At 50.3% G+C, this 20,690-nt stretch carries 11 protein-coding genes; 7 read left to right on the top strand and 4 right to left on the bottom strand.

Annotated features, from left to right (window positions below; translation table 11 throughout):
- Window positions 1-315: 315 nt before the first annotated feature.
- Complete coding sequence (locus tag J7438_RS18685) at window positions 316-960, top strand: hypothetical protein (protein ID WP_209277750.1); 645 nt, start codon at window positions 316-318, stop codon at window positions 958-960.
- Between the two features lie 11 nt (window positions 961-971).
- Here J7438_RS18685 and J7438_RS18680 read toward each other — a convergent pair whose 3' ends face one another.
- Window positions 972-1,301, bottom strand: a complete 330-nt coding sequence (locus J7438_RS18680; RefSeq protein WP_209277749.1) for an ArsR/SmtB family transcription factor — start codon at window positions 1,299-1,301, stop codon at window positions 972-974.
- Window positions 1,302-1,547: 246 nt separating this feature from the next.
- Here J7438_RS18680 and J7438_RS18675 point away from each other — a divergent pair, with 246 nt between their 5' ends.
- Window positions 1,548-2,447, top strand: a complete 900-nt coding sequence (locus tag J7438_RS18675) for a DMT family transporter (RefSeq protein ID WP_353620159.1) — start codon at window positions 1,548-1,550, stop codon at window positions 2,445-2,447.
- A 689-nt stretch (window positions 2,448-3,136) separates the two neighbouring features.
- Window positions 3,137-4,819 carry an NAD-dependent malic enzyme gene (locus J7438_RS18670; protein WP_209277748.1) on the top strand — a complete coding sequence of 561 codons (1,683 nt, stop codon included), beginning with the start codon at window positions 3,137-3,139 and terminating at the stop codon, window positions 4,817-4,819.
- Window positions 4,820-5,289: 470 nt separating this feature from the next.
- Here J7438_RS18670 and J7438_RS18665 read toward each other — a convergent pair whose 3' ends face one another.
- Window positions 5,290-5,649 (bottom strand): nuclear transport factor 2 family protein, encoded by a 360-nt coding sequence (locus J7438_RS18665; protein WP_209202915.1) that lies wholly within the window; start codon window positions 5,647-5,649, stop codon window positions 5,290-5,292.
- A gap of 710 nt (window positions 5,650-6,359) precedes the next feature.
- On the opposite strand from J7438_RS18665, the gene gorA reads away from it, so the two are divergent.
- The 4 genes from gorA (at window position 6,360) to J7438_RS18645 (ending at window position 10,119) form a co-directional block, all read left to right on the top strand.
- The gene (gene gorA, locus J7438_RS18660; RefSeq protein WP_209277747.1) at window positions 6,360-7,727 is read left to right on the top strand and encodes a glutathione-disulfide reductase; all 1,368 of its coding nucleotides are present in this window, start codon (window positions 6,360-6,362) and stop codon (window positions 7,725-7,727) included.
- A gap of 469 nt (window positions 7,728-8,196) precedes the next feature.
- Window positions 8,197-8,484, top strand: coding sequence for a hypothetical protein (locus J7438_RS18655; RefSeq protein ID WP_209277746.1), 288 nt, complete (start codon window positions 8,197-8,199; stop codon window positions 8,482-8,484).
- Window positions 8,485-9,088: 604 nt separating this feature from the next.
- Window positions 9,089-9,547, top strand: a complete 459-nt coding sequence (locus tag J7438_RS18650; protein WP_209277745.1) for a helix-turn-helix domain-containing protein — start codon at window positions 9,089-9,091, stop codon at window positions 9,545-9,547.
- On the top strand, window positions 9,547-10,119 hold the full coding sequence (locus J7438_RS18645) for a VapC50 family PIN domain-containing toxin (protein ID WP_286196706.1): 573 nt from the start codon (window positions 9,547-9,549) through the stop codon (window positions 10,117-10,119). The genes J7438_RS18650 and J7438_RS18645 overlap by 1 nt, the downstream gene beginning before the upstream one ends.
- 100 nt (window positions 10,120-10,219) lie before the next feature.
- Here the strand turns inward: J7438_RS18645 and J7438_RS18640 are convergent, their stop codons facing one another.
- Both J7438_RS18640 and J7438_RS18635 read right to left on the bottom strand, forming a co-directional pair.
- Complete coding sequence (locus tag J7438_RS18640) at window positions 10,220-16,552, bottom strand: AAA family ATPase (protein ID WP_209277744.1); 6,333 nt, start codon at window positions 16,550-16,552, stop codon at window positions 10,220-10,222.
- Between the two features lie 440 nt (window positions 16,553-16,992).
- Window positions 16,993-20,690: transglutaminase-like domain-containing protein (locus J7438_RS18635; protein WP_209277743.1), on the bottom strand; the 3,698-nt coding region annotated here is incomplete at its 5' end.

The following is a 20,690-nucleotide window of genomic DNA, read 5'->3' as shown; positions in this document are numbered from 1 at the left end:
TCTGTGGGCTGTCACTGTGGGTTGCTGAGCAGGATGACATGACTTCACTCGTATTAATATAAAAATAAGTTTATATAAAAATAATTTTATATTTATGGTGAGTCAAGCCATGAAAATGAATATTGTTAAGTGCATTGTGTAATTATTAAGCGTCTGTTCGATTAATCCTTCCTTATTATGGACCAGAGCATAAACCCGTGTTTGATTCACGGAGCGTAGCGCAGTAACCACTCTGTGGAGAAATCCACTGCTAAGCTGAATACCAGAAATAATGGATTTTTGAATCAGGCTGAATGGTTATCAGGAGAAAGAATAATGAGCATTAACCCCACAGGTTCTTCATCACAATTGACTATTTCAGATAATGACATTGTGTCTGATTCTCCGGGTAAAACCGCTGACAATAAACAGGTGACTTCCACTGAGGCCATCAAGCAGATACCAGAAGCCTCGGGGGAGAACACTAAACCATCAACCTCACTGGCGGAGCGAAAGATAGAGCATAGTTCAGACATTGCCACACCGGATGAATTTCAGGCCAGAATTGACGAAATGATGTACTTAAATTCGATTGGCGAATTGATAGAAGAATCTTTCAGTTCTCATGGTGTACAAAACGGCAAGTCTGAAAAAAACCATGCCACTGCCGCTGGTGCCTTGGTATCAGCTGCCTTCAACTCTATAAACCATGCCAGTGGTGAAAGAATGGAGGCGTACGATTTTAATGGCGCTTATTGCGTGGATACGACTCCTGCTGAGGGTGCAACTACCCATGGGGCAAGAGTTCATCTTGAAAATGCATTCGGCCACATCAAAGAGATGCAAAAACAGAAAAACAAGCTCAATGAGTTTTCCAAAGTGGATATTGCCTTGTCTATGACTCAACATAAAAACAGATCCATCCTTAGACCTCATATTGAAGCAGCTTTCAGCATCCAGGAAAATAAACTCAAGCAATAACCCGTACTATCTTACTGACGCTCCTTAACATGATTAGCCATATCAAGAATGACATGACGGATATGGTGGTCATCCAACTCATAGAGTACCTGCTTTCCTTTGCGGGTTGATCGCAGGATTCGGGCTTCCCGCAAACTGCGCAGATGATGGCTGGTTAAAGGTTGCGACATGCCCGAAATTTCCGATAGACAGCATACAGGCTGTGGCTCTTCAAGACAGGCAATGACCAGCTGCAGTCTTTTGGTGTCTCCCAGCAGCCGGAAAATTTTTGCCAGTCGCCCCATGTCCTGTTCAGACAGCTCAGGCAGCAGAGAACAACAGGTTTGATGCATATCGACCATAGGCTTGTCCGAACCTTAAGAAAGTAATTATTGGTAATGGTATTGTGCCATGAAGGCTTAGTCTATTTTCCCGGGTTTGCACCATCAGTCGATAAACGCTTTTCGAGCTTTGCTGCTGGTGGCAAAATGATCTGAGCAAAAAAATCAGGCGACAATGATAAGCCGCTGATAGCGGTATAAGCCTTCACCAATAATAATCGGGCCAGCCTGACAAAAGGATGGCCACAACAAGCCGGGTTGTGCACTGTGAAAACCAAAGCGCTTCGAGCAGATATTCTACTACTGGGGGTGTCTGCCATATGGGGATTTGCCTTTGTTGCCCAGATCAAAGGCATGGAGCATCTTGGACCATTTCTGTTTAATGCCTGCCGTTTTGCTCTGGGCTTTATTTCGTTATTACCGGTTTATTTTCTATTGGAAAACATCTCCAGAAAGAAAGTCTCCGGCCATAAAAAGCAATACGACAGTCAATTGCTGCTGAAATGGGGGCCATTGACCGGTGTCGTGCTTTTTCTTGCTTCATCCTTTCAACAGGTTGGTCTGTTGTATACCACAGCGGGTAACTCTGGCTTTATCACCGGTTTCTATATCATTCTGGTACCAATACTGGGGATCTGGTTTGGGCATAGTACCCGCCCTGCAACCTGGCTGGGTGGAGCCATTGCGCTGGCGGGCCTGTACTTCCTGACCGTACAGGATGGCCTGAACTTCAATAAAGGTGACGTGCTGACGTTAGGCTCTGCCCTTATGTATGCCGTTCAAATACTGCTTATTGGCTGGCTTTCCCGGCATGTTCATCCGCTGAGGCTGTCATTAATACAGTTTTTTATGACCGCTTTATGCAGCATGATGGTTGCTCTTTATCTTGAACCTATCAGCCTTGATGCCATTCTAAAAAGTGCAGGGCCTCTGCTGTTCGCCGGCGTTCTTTCTACCGGGGTCGCCTTTACGATTCAAATCATTGCCCAGAGAGATGCAGCTTCTTCCCATGCGGCTATCATTATGAGCCTGGAAGCTGTTTTTGCAGTGCTGGGAGGCAGGTTATTGCTGGACGAGCAGCTTGGACTGAGAGGTTTTTTAGGGTGCGGCCTGATGATGACCGGGATGCTACTTTCGCAGCTTAGACGCTCCAGAAAGCAGGTTTAAAAGGAAAACAAACAGATGGGTTTGCAAGCTGTGTGGAAAATAGCTTTATTTAACTTCCATATTCCCCAGTTTTGCCTGGCCGCCTTTCCGATATTACTCCGGATTTAGCTGATCTTCTAAGCGCTCTGGTATCCCTGTTGGTGCTGTGTCCGCAAAAAAGCACCTTGTAAACCCATCTGCTTGTTACTGCCGACTCTTTATTGTTCTTGTTATAAAACGCTCTGATGAGTCGGCACCAAACCCTGTTATTGTTTTTATGGTGGGTGTTTTGTTCTTGTTGCTTTAACTAATACAACTGCTGTGCCAAAAATAGAGACAATTCCCTGATGCCTTGCTGTACGTGGTTTCCGAATGATGACGTGTTTTTTTATGATTAAATAATGCACAGTTCGTCGGTTGTGATTTGTTACCTGGCTACCACAAAATGTGACAATGCTACTGCAAGGTAACAAAATACCAGTTCTTAGCCTCAGGGCAAAATCCACCAAATCTTTGAGACAGTCTGTTTTTCAGACAGTTGCTGCCGACGATATACATGTTTGATTATTTCGGTTATTCCGTTTGTTCTGCTCCTGCACTAAGGATTATCCTTTGTGCCCCTGCTGACACTGCCTGTTATATCAGCAGTTGCGGTTACACTTTTGTTGAAAAAACGGCTGACACATCGGCCGAAAAAACGTAGGAAAACAATGAGCGAACACGACCAAAGCATCCATACTGGCCTCACAGGCCGTTTGTTGCTGGAAAACTCCCTGTTGAACAAAGGGACCGCTTTTTCTATGGAGGAGCGGAGTGAGCTGGACCTTCATGGTCTTCTGCCGCCAAGGGTAGAGTCGATGGAGGAACAATGTCGTCGAGCTTATAAGTCTTTCTCCGTCAAGCCTACGCCGATACTGAAGCACATCTATCTGCGCGCATTGCAGGATACCAACGAAACACTGTTTTATGCTCTCCTGCAACGTTATCTTCAGGAAATGCTGCCTATCATCTACACGCCGGTTGTAGGGCAGGCCTGTCAGCGCTTCAGCGACCTCTACCGTCGACCAAGAGGCATCTACATTTCCTATCCCCAGCGTGAACATATCTCAGCCATGCTGGCCAACTTCAAGCGCAATATTGAAGTGATTGTTGTCACGGATGGTGAGCGTATTCTGGGCCTGGGCGACCAGGGTATTGGCGGTATGGGGATCTGTATTGGCAAGCTGTCTCTCTACAGTGCGGTGGGTGGCATCGCACCGAACAAAACACTGCCTATCGTCCTGGATTGCGGCACCAATAACCGACAGTTACTGAATGACCCGAATTACCTGGGCTGGCGTCATGAGCGAATTGCAGATGATGAATACTATGCGTTCGTGGACGACTTTATTCGTGCACTGAAACGTCGCTGGCCGAAAGCACTGTTACAATTTGAAGACTTTGCCATCGACCATGCAACACCACTGCTGGAAAAATACCGGGATGAACTCTGTTCTTTCAATGATGATATTCAGGGTACAGCCGGTGTGACTGCCGCATCACTGCTGGCGGCGGCCAAAGCCGCAGGCAAGTCCATTGAGGAGATGACCATTGCCTTCCTTGGTGCCGGCTCAGCTGGTTGCGGTATTGCCGAGCAGTTGATCCGCCTGATGGTTGGTCGGGGACTCAGTGAAGAAGAAGCCCGTCAGCGAATCTTCATGGTTGACCGCCATGGCGTGCTGAATGATCAGATGGCAGACCTGCGGCCGTTCCAGCAGCGCCTGGTACAAAGTTGTGAAGAGCTCCGTCAATGGGGGTGTGATGAGAATCCCGGATTGTTAGACGTTGTCACCTACGCCAGACCAGACGCTATCATTGGAGTATCAGGTCAGCCAGGCCTGTTCACCCGGGAAGTCATTGAAAAAATGGCTGAGAACCATGAGCGCCCCATTGTCTTCCCACTGTCCAACCCCATCAGCCAGGTTGAAGCCACGCCAGAAGATATTATTCAGTGGAGTGAAGGTCGGGCGTTGATTGCTACTGGTAGCCCATTTGATCCGGTTGAGTACAATGGTAACCGTTACCCTGTCGCCCAATGTAACAATATCTATATCTTCCCGGGGCTGGGTCTTGGTGTCTTGGCCAGCGATGCTGAAAGAGTATCTGATGGTATGCTGGATGCAGCGGTGGAAACACTGGCCATGGCCTCGCCAGCGGTTATGAATCCGGACGCCGCTCTTCTTCCTGAATTGAACCGTATTCATCAGGTGACCTGTGATATAGCGATTGCCGTAGCCAGAAAGGCGCAGGAAGAGGGGCTGGCACCTAAATGTGAACAAACTACACTGGAAGCCAGAGTCAGAGGCAAGCGCTGGAGCCCTGAATATTGCAGAGTTTATCTGTCTGATTCTTGAAAGTAGTACCCAGATTTACGTTACAGCGTAGAAAAGGATAAGCAGATAAGTTTACAAACTACCAGGCATCTTTATTGTTGTTATTGACTGACAGATGTCTGGTATGTCCCGTTGCCTTCCTGATGGTGCAGTCTTTAAAAAAGCTGCGGCAATCTTGTTTACATTCCAGCACTTTGCCAGTTGATGTCCTTCAGTATCATGCAAACTTATCTGCTTTAATCACCGACCTGTTGTTTTTGTTATTGGTGGTCAGGATTTGCCATGTAGTTGTTATTATTTGGCATTTTTTTGTTTGCGACTGGTTATATACAAAGGGTGTGCCAATAACTTCTGTCGTTGCTTAACTGTTTGATATTTAGATAGATTATTTTTCCTGCACCGTTCAGGTCATGCCATGGAAAAAGGGTAAACTGTTACTTGTTGAGTACTGGGTTGTGAAGAGTGTAACCCGGGTAACAGACGAACATGGTTCAGGGTTTATGCACTTCTATACGACTGATCAGACCTTCTTTGGAGAAAAAAATCCTTTCTACACCTGGTACATTCACAGATTCATCCGACGCAATATCAGTACCTGTTCTGACAAACTCAAGTTCTACACAACAGCCATTCAGGCTGCGGTAGCTGTTAACATGCCAGTTCACATCAGGGATTTCTGAAAAAAAAGCAGTCATCATATCAAGAATGGCGGCCTTTCCCTGGAAGTCACCAAGAAAGGCAGAGTAGTAGCTGGCACTTTCATCAAACATTTGAGATATCCAGTCCAGCCTGTGCGCATTGGACAGAGCAATATAGGCTCTGGCGGCTTCGATTTGTTCATCGTTGGTCATAATTTGAGATACCAATGGTTTGTGAGTAGATACCCAAAATTCACAACATAGCACTAACTCGACATATCGACCTGCTTCAAGTTGTCACAGGCTGGATTCCGGGGAGTAAAGAAGAGAGTTAAATAAGAAAGGGGGGGGAGAAGTTTATAGAATGAAAAAATAAACAAACAAACAGGTTTACAGATACGCAGAAGCTCTTTATTTCTTCCCTGTCGAATGCCCGCGCTGCCTTTTGTCGCCTGTTACCAGACTCAGTCAGTCTTCTCGGCTTTCTTATCCCTGTTTGTCGGCTACCTTAAAGTACCGTGCAAACCTGTCTGCTTGAGTGGCCCGGCCATATATTATTATTTTTGTAGGCTGGGAGTCGTCGTTGTTATTGTTGTTATGTTCTGACGATTTTTGTTCTCGCCTGACATAATACAAGCGGTGTGCCAGCTTTTATAAATGTCTCTACAGGCCTTGGTAAATAAGGAGTAAGCAGGTCATTCATATTTTATAGCCAGATGTCTGGTGCAGTTTTCCTGTTACTGCGTTTACCCTCTGGATGTAACCTTCGGAATAGATGTAACAAATATGATTTCATTTGGTTAACTACTTAGTTAGGTATCAAATGCACATTAATACTTTAAATCGGGCAGTTTGACCTTATAGTACTCAGAGACTTTCACGGGGCAGGCTTATGTCGGCTCTGCAATGATCAGGACAATAAAATGACGACATCAAACCACTTTGATTATCTGGTAATCGGCGGCGGAAGCGGTGGTATCGCTTCAGCAAATCGTGCAGCTATGTACGGGAAAAAAGTGGCGCTGGTAGAGGCTAAGCATCTGGGAGGAACCTGCGTAAACGTAGGGTGTGTTCCCAAGAAAGCCATGTGGTTTGCCGGGCAAATTGCTGATGCCTGTCGTTATGGGCCTGACTACGGCTTTGATATCAGCATTGACCAGCAGTTGCAGTCATTTAGCTGGAGCAAGCTCGTCGATAGTCGGGAGGCTTACATCAGTCGTATACATGCTTCTTATGAACGGGTTCTTGGCAATAATAAAATTACCGTAATAAACGGCTATGGACGATTTGTTGATGCCAGAACAGTAGAGGTGAATGGTGAGCATTACACAGCGGACCATATCACCATTGCAACCGGTGGTGAGCCCCTGATTCCAGACGTTCCCGGAGCCGAATACGGTATCGACTCGGATGGGTTCTTTGAGTTGACTGAGCGCCCTGGCCGGGTGGCTGTATTGGGTGCGGGTTACATAGCTGTTGAACTGGCCGGTGTGCTACACGCCCTGGGCAGTGAAACGCATTTGCTGGTTCGTAAACACAAGCCATTGCGTAATTTTGAAGCGATGCTGTCTGATACGCTGGTAGAAGTAATGGCGTCCGAAGGTCCTCAGCTTCATACCCATTCAGTACCAAAAGAAGTTGTAAAAGAAGACGATGGAAGTCTGACCGTTCATTTGGAAAACGGTAACTTATTAAATGTTGATACGGTGATCTGGGCTGTAGGCCGTAAGCCACATACTGCGGGTATTAATCTTGATGCAGCAGGTGTTACGGTGGACGCACGGGGTTACATTCCGGTTGATAAATACCAGAATACCAATGTTGCTGGCATTTATGCCGTGGGTGACAACATCGGCAAGGTTGAATTGACACCGGTTGCTGTTGCTGCGGGTCGCCGCCTGTCAGAGCGCCTTTTCAATAATAAACCGGATGAGCATTTGAACTACGACAATGTGGCCACGGTTGTCTTCAGCCACCCTCCGATCGGTACAGTGGGTTTAACGGAACTGGCTGCCCGTGAAGCTTACGGTGATGATAATGTCAAAGTGTATACCAGCCAGTTTACGGCCATGTACAGCGCATTGACCAGTCATCGCCAGCCATCACGAATGAAGCTGATAACTGTCGGTGCAGAAGAAAAAATCGTCGGTATCCATGCGATTGGTCACGGTGCGGATGAAATGCTCCAGGGTTTTGCTGTTGCTTTAAAGATGGGAGCTACCAAGGCTCAGTTTGATGACACCGTTGCCATTCACCCAACCTCCGCTGAGGAGTTTGTTACTATGCGGTGAGCCAATTGGTGGAGGATGATTATTGTTTGGGTGAAAGTCTCATACTGAGCACAACTACAGACCCCGGAGCATAGGATTTACGTCCCGGAGCCAAAATACCCAAACAGGAGAGGCGACCAAACGCAGCTATGATTTTCATGTGACAAAAGAATCATCTGCGAGAGGCCGCCCTATGGAAGTATGTCAGCTACTGACCATTCCCGCTAGAATTCTGCCCTGCGATCGAGATGCTGCAACATCGGTTATCTCTTCTTCGCCAGTCATGCCATGGGCTCCACTGGGAGGATTACGAAAATGAACTACCATTGATCCTAACTCTGATTACGAGGGTTTGATGGTCAGGAAGGATGCGGCCGTTGGTTGAACAAACTGGTCGATTACGGCTATCTGGCTCAGGCACAGCAGGCACAGAAATAAGCCTGAGTTTTTTATTAATACGAAAGTTTTTTGTTCTGTACAGGGCGGTTGCTTGCATCTTGAGTTCCGGGATTTTCACGGTAAAGAACACGGTTTCGATGCCTCCATTGTGCGCCACGCCCTGTTTGCCATCCACGAGACCATCAAACAGGAATCCGCCCAACAGGGTATAAACTACCTGAAAACCGGGGTGTCCACCTCCTGGAACGACCGGAAAAAGCTGATCGAAGTCCTCCGCTACCTCAGCCGCCTCGCCCATATCGACCATATGGAACACGGGGAAACCGACGCCGAAGCCGCCAGCACCCTGACCGGGGCGCTGGAAGATACCAAAGGTTGATAAAAGCAGAGGAGGCAGAGGAGAACGTTGTGGGTTGGACCGGGCTGAAAGTCACTTAAACTTGCACATTCAGCCCCGGCGGCTATATCTTTAGTAACAGGCCTGTAACAGTGCCCATTCATAAATTTAGCGAATGGCCACGGTTGCAGGCTTTTTGCGTTTCCGAGGATGTATGCACAAAATAGCCTTCTTTATTGACGGTGGTTACTTTATTCGCCGTGTTCGTTTCTTCCCTCAATAAGTAAGTTGGAATTCCATGGCCCAGCGCAGGCCGATGCCACGCTACAAATAACAAAACGCCACCCTGAAAATGGGTGCCCCCTGATGGATTTGCAGTAGAAACCACTGATCATAAATGTACCTACAGCTGATTTTCAGCAGATTGATAAGTGTCACCTCCTTGGAAAAAGGGCTGAAGTTAGTTTGTGGGTAAACCCACGGGCAGTGACGTTATTAGTTAGCTGGCTGGCTTGGGAATACGTATTATGTGCAGCTGTTAATGTGCCGAAGCGTTTTCGAATATTTCGTTTATTGCTATTTCGTTTATTTCGATTAGACTGTAAGAAGTAACCTTATTCAGGAAGCCAGTCTTCAGGGATTTATTATGACGATCAAAGACAAACTGGCGTTGCCCACCGCCGAAGAAGTGGCCATAGCGCAAGAGTGTAGCCGGGAGATTTCCGCCTATCTGGAAACCGGGGGGGAGACCCAGCAGATTGATATCAGTGCCAGAGATGGGAAGAAACACGCTATTTCCATCCCTACCCGAGCCTTGAGTTTGTTGGCTGATATCCTTGCTCAACTCGGGCAGGGTAATGCGGTAAAAATTATTCCTATTCATGCTGAGCTAACGACCCAGGAGGCGGCAGATATTCTCAATGTTTCCCGGCCTTATCTGGTCAGGATGCTGGAACAGGGGGAAATTCCCCATCATAAGGTGGGGCGTCATCGGCGGGTTCGCTATCAGGATTTGATGGACTACAAGATGGCTGTGGATGCCAGGCGGTCATCTGCGCTGGATGAGCTTTCTGCCCTGTCCCAGAAGTATGATCCGGAGTATTGATGGCCTCTCAGTTTACGGTAGTTTATGATGCCTGTGTGCTTTACCCGTCTGTCCTCCGGGATGTTCTGATGCGACTGGCCCTGACCGATACCTTCCGGGCTAAATGGACAGAGGCAATTCATGATGAGTGGACGCGCAACCTGAAGGCAAACAAGCCAGACATTGATGAAGGCTACCTGCAACGAACAAGGGAGTTAATGAATGCCCATGTTCGTGATGCCTTGGTGGAAGGCTATGAACATTTGATTAACTCAGTTGTCTTACCGGATGAGGATGACCGGCATGTGGTCGCTGCTGCCATTGCTGCCAGTTCCGATGTGATCGTAACGTATAATCTGAAGGACTTTCCGGATGACGCGCTTGAGCCTTATGGACTTCAGGCCATACATCCGGACAGCTTTATTCATGATTTGATCGATTTACATCCGGCAGAGGTGATCGGGGCCATACGTTCAGCAAGAGCTGGCTTGAAGAATCCGCCCGTCACCGTTGATGAGTACCTTTATAAACTCAGAAAGCAGCGATTGCCGGAATCTGTAGCCTGGTTTGAGTCTATCAGACTGGCCTTGTAACACTGCCCATAAAAAGCCCGCCAATCAACCTGAATCGTTTCGAAAAGCTCTACGAGTTTCTGTCTGCCGGAAAAAAGGAGGTCCGTTCTACCCTATTTTCCTAATCTGCGATTAGTGCAAGGAACTCATCTAAAAGAACAAGCAAATCATCCTCTTGAAGAACGACAGCGGAAGGCCGGTTAAAATACTCTTTTAAACGTTTTGGAGGTAATTTTAATTCGGTCATGGGGTCATCTTGCTGATTAGCAGCTGTAAGCAACGGCTCATTGTCAGGCCGCTTTGCCTCAGAATAGATATTATATTGTTGAGTCACCCAAATTGGAGGAGTGGCATCATTCCTGTGATGCGCTGCCAGCCAAATAAAGAATATTTTTCTTATTGCTCCGTTGGAAACACGAACCTTTTCACTCTCACATATTTCGCTAATTACTGGCTTTAAGCCGGATTTTATTTTTTCAGCAATCTTATCGTTCATCGCATTTTTGGACAAAGAAGTACAGTCGAAAATAATAGGTTTGTAGTTTGTAGATTTTGATACATTCAGGAAAGCCGCCTCGCCGGAAATCAGTTTTTCAGGGATGATAATGCTATTGCCCACAGGCTGGTGGTGGAGTTGTTGATGGATGCAAGACTGGGATAGTCGCCCCAAAAGGGAGTGGCTCAAGGTCATCGTTTGGAAAAGGTTTATGCAGTACTGTGAAAATCGTGGATTTTCGTATTCAAGACGCCTATCTGTTCCGGGTCCTGGAGAATAAGACTCAACCATTCCTTTTACCCGGCTTTTTAACTGACAGGAATCACAGGACCCAGAGAGCGTCTGTAAGATGGTCAATAATTCATATTTCAGAAATTGAGGCACCGAGCGGTAAAGGTCACATAGCCAGTTCAAATAGTGCACATCAGGCTCTTGTGCATGTATCAGTCGATATAATGGTTTCAGTTGATTTTTGATATCTTCTCTTCCAATATCCCTGACAACTGAAAAATTCCAGGCACTTTTTTTTATGATACATTCCCAGTCTTGTATTTTGTCATCAAACAGGCAAAACATTTGTGGCGATAATAGCACCCCCCAATTATCCGGCAAAGCGCTGGAGTCTTCCGGTCCTCTGATGAATGTAGAATAGTCATCTTTAAGTTGGCGCATAAGATCAGTCAAGACTGATCTTTTATTGCACGACAGTAATGAAGCTTCAAGACACCCAAGAGACTTCTCAATTTTGCGCCGTAACACAGAGCCACTTTCCGTTGAATTAATAAATCGGTCGGAATAGGCATACCCTCTTGTAGCGGGTGGCTTCAGGTCAGAACCACCTGGTTGACCATACTCCCCCCAGTCGGGTTCTGTGATATCTGCAGTAACCCGTCCGCCACCACCGAGTTGGTATTGTCGCCAGGTGTGGCCGCCATCGGGGCTGATCTCAACAAAACGGTGCGAAGCATTCATTACTTGCCGGGCTGGAATACCCCAATAGTGGCAGAGTAGCTGGAAGATCATCGACTTGTGCCGGCAAACCCCTTGTTTCTCCCTGAGCATATTCAGCAAAAGTTGTTTATCTTGTCCGGTCACATTTTTGCTGTCGGAAAATGTATCCAGCCAATCCATCAACGCCCTGAGTCGTTGTGGGATATCCAGGACCCCATTGATACCACGCAGCTCTTCATAGGCTTTGCAGGTGTTGGTTTCGGAGTAAAAAATATTTTCTTCCAGGACTTCTACAAGCCGTTGACTGCACAATCCCTCTTGTAATGTCAGACACTCGCCCGGTTTCAGTGGGGTAAAATAGGTTTGCCCGGGGGCAATGATAAAGTCCACCGTGACCGGTGATGAGGATCCCTTACTTTTGATTAACAGTTGCCCTGTCTGCTCGCTTCGGGCCAGCTCGATGGGGGTGTCCGGAGTGCAGCGCAGTGCCCGGAGTTGGTCCGAGGGCGTCAGGGCAGGCAGGGGCTGCCACTGGTTATTCAGGGTTAACGCAATGTTGCCGGGCAGTTCATCGGTGCCAAGGTTGGCCCGCCAGACGGTATCAACAGGCCATCCTGGTACAAATGTTATCGTGCCATGGGTCCAGTCGATGGGGTAGTCGCGCAACCGGCCGTCTTCATCCAGACGGGTCTCCACAAAGAAAAGACGATATTGGCGGGCATCGTAAGGGCGTTCGGGGAAGTATCTGGTGACCTGGTAGTGGTGGGGAGCCACAATATCGTCAAATGTGGAGGTGTAAGCCGAATGACCGGTTTTTTTCGGCTTTACCGTTGACCTGCTCTTGCGGTTGATCGCCGGGCCTTGTTGCATGGCCTGCACAATCGTCATGATGTCTTGATCTGTTGTCTCCGGTGTCACGGTGATTACCCGGTCACGACAACGGGGTACAGGCCCGAACTTTACCGTGATGGGCGTCAACAGACCGGGTATGCTATTGGCCATGGCCTCAAGGTCCTGGCGCCGTTGTTCTTCCTGGTTGATTCGTGCCAGGCGTGCGCTATCCTCCTCCTGCAGCGGCGGCAGCGGTGTCTTTAAAGCGCGAAAGGGCAGTGACAGATGTTGTTGCAAGGCCCGATGCCACTGTTCAGGGCGGTGACCGGCCAGACGCCGGGCGCTGCTGAACAGGTCGTCCAGGGCCAGTTGCACCGGGCGGTTCTGCTGATGCAGCGCTGTGGCCAGTTGATGGAAGTGACCCGCCAGCCATTGGGGCAACCCGTCGGGTATGTCGGGCAATCCCTGCACCAGCTCTGCCAGGTCTTCCGGGGCAAGGGCGGCCAGCCTGATTTGGGTGCAGCGGCTGGTCAGGGCCTGGCTCAGCGCTTCCCGTCCGGCAAAATAGCCGGGATTGATGGTGGCAAACAGGCGGAATCCCGGTGCTGCCTGGCCGGTCAATACAGTATTCAGCAACCCTTCTACGTAATGGCTGGGAATCAGGTTAAGCTCACTGATGGCGATCAGTTGCCCCCGGCTCATGGCCTGTTTGACGTGCTCGGTCAGAGTGGTCCACTGGTTCGGGTTGGCATTGATATGGACAAATGGGCGATTCATTCCTTGCTGTTGTTGCCAGAGCCGGATGGTTCTGCCCAGCACAAAATCCTTGCCCCAGCCCGCCGGGCCTTCCACCAGAATGGCGGTGCGCCCCGAGTCATCCTTGTCCAGACTTTGCCAATAGCGGTAAGCCAGTTGCTGGACAGGCTTTGGCGAGAAGTCACCATCGGGGTTGGCGGCCTGCAGCTCCTTCAGGAAAACAGCAAAGCTCTGGTCGACCCCTGCGATAAAGGACTGGTCTTCGGGGAACTGGCCCTGGTACCAGCGGTTGAGGGTGTCCAGCCGCTGCCGGCAGTCATGGGTGACCGCACCGGCCAGGCTGTCCATAAATGCCCGCCGGACCAGGGCGTTGACTTGCCCTGGTGTGCTCAAGGTAGTGGCACAGTGCCGGAGAATCTGGCGAACGGTGGCCAGCACATCGATGATATCTCTGGGTGTGGTCTGCTCCAGCAGCGCTCGGAACTGGCTGTACAGGGTTAATAGCCGGTCACGGGCCTGAAGTTTCAGGTGCTCAGGCCAGGCCGCTGGCAGGTTGGGGAGAATGATGGCGCTGGCCAGCACGGTGTCCGGCAGGGGGTTGTAGAAGAAGGTGGGAATCCGTGATTTTAATGTGTTATCCAGGTGTCGTCCTGAATAATGGTCCGGATTGCCGGTGAGAATAATCCGGTGCCGTTGCTGTTCAGGCAGTGTGTACTCCCGGCCCTGATAATGGAGCACCGGCGGCTGCCGGGTTAAACCGGCCAGGGGGGCCAGCAGGCCTTCTGGCGCCAGGTTGGCTTCATCGAGCACCAGCAGGGGCGGATCTTTCGATAATGCCCATTGCAGCAGTGGCCCTTCGCGAAATTCGGTGCGGTGATCCTCCGCCCCATCACCCATTGAATAACTGACCAACTGCGGTCCGCCAAACAGGGCTTCCTGAGTGTCGTTGGGCCCAAGCTGAAGCACCTGACAGTCTGGATAACCGGCCCTGGCCGCAATGGCCCTGGCCATAAAGGTCTTGCCGGCTCCGGCCTCACCTTGCAGGAACACCAAGGGATGCTCCCGGACCCTCCGGGCCAAATGCACCAGACGCCGCTCCTGCCGGGACCGGTCAGGGCGCTGCCGGGCAAGGAGGGCGTCGGGCAGGTCCTGACACTGCCCGGGTAACTGAACATTCTCAAAGGCCGTGGCCAGTACCTCCCGGATCTGTTGTGATTTCTGTTGATCGGTCTGATCTTTCATCACAATGGCGGCAATCTGGCTCTCCAGCGTCCCGGCCGTTTGGCTGATGATGGTGTCTTGCCTGAGTAATGACCGATGAGCAATCAGGGTATCTTTTAAGGCTGAGCGCAGGTTCCCGTCAAACAAGCGTTTTTGCCGGGCCAGCCGAAGATCGACCCCCAGTCGCTGCGCCAGGGTCCACTGCTGTGCCCGGGGGGCGGCGGCGACCACACAGGTGGCCAGCTCTTTCACCGAGTTGTTATTTATGTCATCCGGTCCTTTGCTGTCCTGGTGTACCGTGGCCGGACAGTGCCGGGCCAGCGCCCAGAAATCGTCATTGATGTCCCTCAGCTCCGGGGCCGGGTGGTGGGCCAGCCAGTGCTCCAGGGCGAATCGGTCGGCCCGGTTGTCGGCGGGGTGATCCGGATAATAACCGGCAATTTTGGCCTTGATGAAACTGTAAATCTCCGGATCACCGCGATACGCCTTGGCCAACAGCACATGCAAGGCACGGCGTTGATGGCAGGGCAGACGCTCAGGGCTACCATCCAGCTGGCGCTCTGCCTCGGCCTGTTGCTCAAACTGATGCTGAAAATCCTCCCCGGTCCAGGGCGGCCTGTCCGGATAGCGCCTTTGACAGGAGCGAGGCAGTGACATCAGCAGGGAGTAGACCGGGTTTGCCGGTGCGGGTTGGCTGTCGGAAACGTTGAGCAGGGCGTTGATCAATGCCGAGCCGGTGGTTTGCTGCCCCGGGGGGGGCACGAAGGTGACCCGTGCCTTTGGCAGATCCATCTTGTGCCCATGAATAAACAGGTATGGGGCAGGCAACAACAGGGTTTCCAGGTTGGCAGCCAATTCCGGGTTGCGCTCCAGACCATACAGGGTAATCGGCGTCCCATTGATCAGGGCAGTCAACAGTGGACTGTTGGTCAGGGAAAAGGTGAAACGGTCCTGGCTGGTGAGGTTGACCTGTTGCAGGGATTCCAGAGTGTCCCCGGGGTTGATCTGATAGATGACAGTGGCGCAGTGTTGGTTGTTGGCTCCAGTGGTTGGCCAGTGGTCAGCACTTGCAGCGAGCAACCGGTCGGTTGGCAAATTGGAAAACAGCCATGGTCTTTTACTCTCCGGTAACGCCTCCAGTCGGCACAGTAACCATAACCACTGTTTGTCGTCCAGTTCGCCAGTGAGCACCAGTTGCCTGCAACCTTGCAGCAGATTGGCGAGCATATCCGTTTGCACAACGGCAGTGCCCTCTATCATCACATGGCCTTTTAGACGCTCGATTGAGCTGCCGTTGATCACCACAAACGGGCTTTGGGGGCAAAAAGCTGTGTTGTCGCTGATCGTCTGATCTTTCCGGGCCTTGAGTTCGGTGGCACAGACATGGGCTACGGACAGGGAGATCTGCTCAGGCAGCCTGACCCACTGCCGGTTGGTGGTGAATCCGCCAACCCGTATGGCCGTTGCCAGGGCTGTCTGGAAGCCAGGGTCTTCCCAGGGTGCGTTGTTAAGCACCAGGTGGGTGCTTTCTTTCAGGTTGGCCAGGACCCCGTCAGAAGAAACCAGCCGACCCCGACCATTGAGGGTGATACCACCAAACAGTTGGCGGTACCAATGGTCGGTCGCGGCAAAGTCGATGGTGATGCGGGGGACATTGGCCGGGATGTCTTCCGTGGTTTTTTGGGCCAGCAAGGTTTCATCAGTGACCGAATCGGTAATATAGTCGGTTTTTGCTACGACCTTTTCCGGCATTTTCCCCAATCTGCGCCAGAGATCGGGGTTGGCGGGCTGGCTCCCGTCCAGCATCCCGTGGTTGACCAGAAATACCCGCCGGACCCGGTCGCCCAGTGGTTTATCGTTACATTTGGGCCCCACCTGAAGCAGGTCATTCAAGCTGGCGATATCACCGGGGGTCATGGTGGTCAGGTCAAAAATCAGGGTTATCGGCTCATGAGTAAATAGCCGACCTTCTGCGTTGCGTATCTGGCCGTCCTCCAGCCAGGTTTGTTGCATCAGGCCGTTTTTTTCCAGATCATCCAGCGCACGAATGCAATAGGTTGCGGACTGTTCATGGCGTAAGTGATCAATAATTCTCTGTTGGGTTAACGGGGTATTGGCAAAATAAAACTCACCGGTGCTCAGGCTCTGATGGACCGCTTCCTGATCCGGGAAGCAGGCGGGAGAGTGATCAGCTGGCAAGTGACAGGTAACTTGACAGGCAGCAGCAGGCCTTCGTGCCAGATCAGGCGTTGGGACTGACTGGGATTCTGTTAAATTTATTCGCTTGATTGAAGGTTGCTGAAGCTTGACGTCTCCATCGGAAAAACCCGATATTTTCCTTATGTCTTCCGCCCGATGTAATAAAGAATGGGTTATTGTTTGATTTGGAAAGGAGTAGTAGTTGATAGTTTCATTTGTTGTTTTGTCCATTTGATCATCCGTGCCTGATTTATAAATGCCGGTGTTCGTGAGTTCAAAAAATTCTTGGACAAAAAGATAATAAGTAAGTTCCTTCCACGGCAAACGCATGAACATTCTCGAACAGCCACTTGGGTGACTCATTCTATGGTGGCAAGCCATCTTGTTTTTGTCATACCCGGAAGGCTTTTCCCTTTCCTCTATTTTCCTAATCCGCTTTCCTAATCTGCAATCAATGCAAGAAACTCGTCTAAAAGAGCAAGCAGATCATCCTTTTGAAGAACGACAGCGGAAGGTTGGTTAAAACAGTTTTTTATAGGTTCCGGGGGTAATTTTAATTGGGCCATGGGATCAACATTGTGATTGTTATACGTAAGGAGCATCTCCCAGAAAGGCTGCGCCGTAACATAATAGAAATCATAAAGGCGAGTCAGCCAAATGGGAGGAGTGTCATTCATGTGGTGTGCTGCCAGCCAATAAAAGAATGTCTTTTTTATTAACTTGTCTAACGCTACAAAACTCTTTTCACTCTCATATATTTCTCTAATTTCTGACCTTATTCCGGATTTTCTTCTTCGAATAATCTTGCTGTTTACCTCTACTGTTGGTAAAGAAGTGCAATCGAAGATAATGGGTTTGTAGCTTGTAGATTTTGATATGTTCAGGAAAGCCGCCTCGCCGGACATAAGCTTATCAGGGATGATAACGCTATTGCCCACAGGCTGATGGTGGAGTTGTTGATGGATGCGATGCTGCGATAGCCGCTCCAAAAGGGACCGACTCATGGTCATCGTTTTGATAAGGTTTATGCAGCACTGTGCAAGTCGTATATCATCATTTCTTCTTGGCCTGAGACTATTAGTTTTTATAGGCTTTAGAGAATAAGACATAAGCAATGATTTTATCCGGTCTTTTAACTGACAGGAGTCGCAGGACCCAGAGAAACTCTGTAAGATAGCCAATAATATGTATTTCAGAAATTGAGGCACTGAACGGTAAAGGTCACATAGCCAGTTCAAATAGTGCACATCAGGCTCTTGTGCCCGTATCAGCTGAGATAATATCTTCATTTGACTTTCAATGAAGCAACCTTTCATACCGCTATTGCTATTATTCTCCGCCATACGCCAGGTGCTTTTTTCTATGATACTTTCCCAATCTTTTATGGTTTCACCAAACCGATAAAACATTTGTGGCGATAACAGTATCCCCCAATTTTCCCCAAAATCTCTGATACAAATGTCGGAGTCTTCAGGTATTCTGTTGAGTGCAGAGTAGATATCTCTAAGTTCATGCAAAATTGTGGTAAAAAGGATTGCGCTTTTGCTTAACTGCAATTGTTTTGTAAGACAATCCAGATAAATGTTAATTGAAATAATGATGTCTTCCGTTGAATCGCTAAGTTGGTCGGAATCGGCATACCCCTCGATTGGTATCAGCTCACAATAGCCTGGTTGATGATAATCCCCCCAGTCGGGTTCTGTGATATCTGCAGTGGACCGTCCGCCCCCCCCGAGTTGGTATTGTCGCCAGGTGTGGCCGCCATCGGGGCTGATTTCAACAAAACGGTGCGAAGCATTCTCTACTTGCCGCGCAGGAATACCCCAATAGTGGCAGAGCACCTGGAAAATCGTCGCCTTGTGTCGGCAAGCCCCCTGTTTCTCCCTGAGCATATTCAGCAACAGCTGTTCATCTTGCCCGGTCACATTTTTGCTATCGGAAAATGTATCCAGCCAACCCATCAACGCCCTGAGTCGTTGCGGGATATCCGGGATCCCATGGATGTTACGCAGCTCTGCATAGGCTTTGCAGGTGGTGGTTTTTTTGGAAAAAATCTTTTCTGTCAGCAGACCTGCAAGCCGTTGACTGCACAATCTCTCTGGTAATGTCAGCCACTCGCCCGGTCCCAGTCGGGTAAAATAGGCTTGCTCGGGGGCAATGATAAAGTCCACCGTTACCGGTGACGCTGAGGATGCCTTACTTTTGATTAACAGTTGCCCTGTCAGCTCGCTTCGGGCCAGCTCAATGGGGGTGTCCGGGGTGCAGCGCAGTGCCCGGAGCTGGTCTTTGGGCGTCAGGGCAGGCAGGGGCTGCCACTGGTTATTCAGGATTAGCGTAAACTTGCCGGGCAGTTCATCTGCGCCAAGGTCGGTCCGCCAGACGGTCTCATCAGGCCATCCTGGCAAAGGTGTTACCGTGCCATTTGTCCAGTCGATGGGGTAGTTGCGCAACCGGCCGTCTTCATCCAGACGGGTCTCCAGAAAAAAGAGACGATATTGGCGGGAATCTAAAGGGTGTTTGGGGAAGTACCTGGTGACCTTGTAGTGGCGGGGAGCAACAATATCGCCAAATTCACAAGGGTAAGCCGAATGACCGCTTTGTTGCGGGTTTACCATTGGCCCGCTATTACGGTTGATCTCCATTCCTTGCTGCATGGCTTGTACAATCGTTATGACGTCCTGATCTGTTGCCTCCGGTGTCACCGTGATTACCCGATCACCACAACGGAGTACAGGCCCGAATGTTACCGTGATGGGCATCAACAGTCCGGGTATGCTGTTGGCGCTGGCTTCAAGGTCCCGGCGCCGTTGTTCTTCCTGCTGGATTCGTTCCAGCCGTGCGGTATCCTCCTTCAGCGGAGGCAGCGGTGTCTGCAAGGCGCGAAAGGGCAGTGACAGGTGTTGTTGCAAAGCCTGGTCCCACTGTTCAGGGCGGTGACTGGCCAGCTGCCGTGCACTGCTGAACAGGTCGTCCAGTGCCAGTTGCACTGGGCTGTTCTGCTGATTCAGCGCTGTGGCCAGTTGATGGAAGTGACCCGCCAGCCATTGGGGCAACCCGTCGGGTATCTCGGGTAATCCCTGCACCAGCCTTGCCAGGTCTTCCGGGGTCAGGGCAGCCAGCCTGACCTGGGTGCAGCGGCTCGTCAGGGCCTTGCTCAGCGCTTCCCGTCCGGCAAAATAGCCGGGGTTGATGGTGGCAAACAGGCGAAATCCCCGTGCTGCATGGCCGGTCAACACATTATTCAGCAACCCTTCTACATAGTGGCTGGGAATCAGGTTAAGCTCACTGATGGCAATCAGTTGCCCCCCGCTCATCGCCTGTTTAACGCTCTCGGCCAGAGTGGCCCACTGGTTCGGGTTGGCATTGATATGGACAAACGGACGTACTGGCCGTTGTTTCCTCTCTTGCTGTTGTTGCCAGAGCCGGATGGTTCTTTTCAGCACAAAATCCTTGCCCCAGCCCGCCGGCCCTTCCACCAGCATGGCGGTGCGTCCCGAGTCATCCTTGTCCAGACTTTGCCAGTAGTGGTAGACCAGCTGCCGAACAGGCTCCGCAGAGAAGTCACCATCGGGGTTGGCGGCCTGCAGTCGTTGGATAAAATCAGTAAAGCTCGAGTCAACCCCTGCCAAAAGGGACGGATCTTCCTGGAACTGGCCCCGGTACCAGACGTTGAGGGTGTTCAGCCGTTGCTGGTATTCCGTGGTTACAGCACCGGCCAGACTGTCCATAAATGCCCGCCTGATCAGGGCGTTGACTTGAGCTGACGTGGCTTCCCCGGTAGCGGAACAGTGACGGAGAATCTGGCGGACGGTGGCCAGCACATCGGTGATATCTCTGGGGGTGGTCTCCAGCAGCTCCCGGAACTGGTTGTACAGAGTTAATAGCCGGTCACGGGCCTGTTGTTTCAGGTGATCAGGCCAGGCCCGGGGTAGATTGGGCAGAATGATGGCGTTGGCCAGCACCGTGTCCGGCAAGGGGTTATAAAAGAAGGTGGGAATCCGTGATTTCAGCGTGTTATCCAGGTGCCGCCCTGAATAATGGTCCGGATTACCGGTGAGAATAATCCGGTGCCGGTCGTTCAGTTCGTACTCCCGGCCCTGATAATGAAGCACCGGCGGCTGCCGGGTTAAACCGGCCA

It is taken from the genome of Thalassotalea sp. G20_0 (genome assembly GCF_017744175.1).
Classification (GTDB): domain Bacteria; phylum Pseudomonadota; class Gammaproteobacteria; order Pseudomonadales; family Endozoicomonadaceae; genus Endozoicomonas.
Note: the sequence above shows the minus strand (reverse complement) of the source record. Positions and strands in the feature narration are given on the sequence as shown.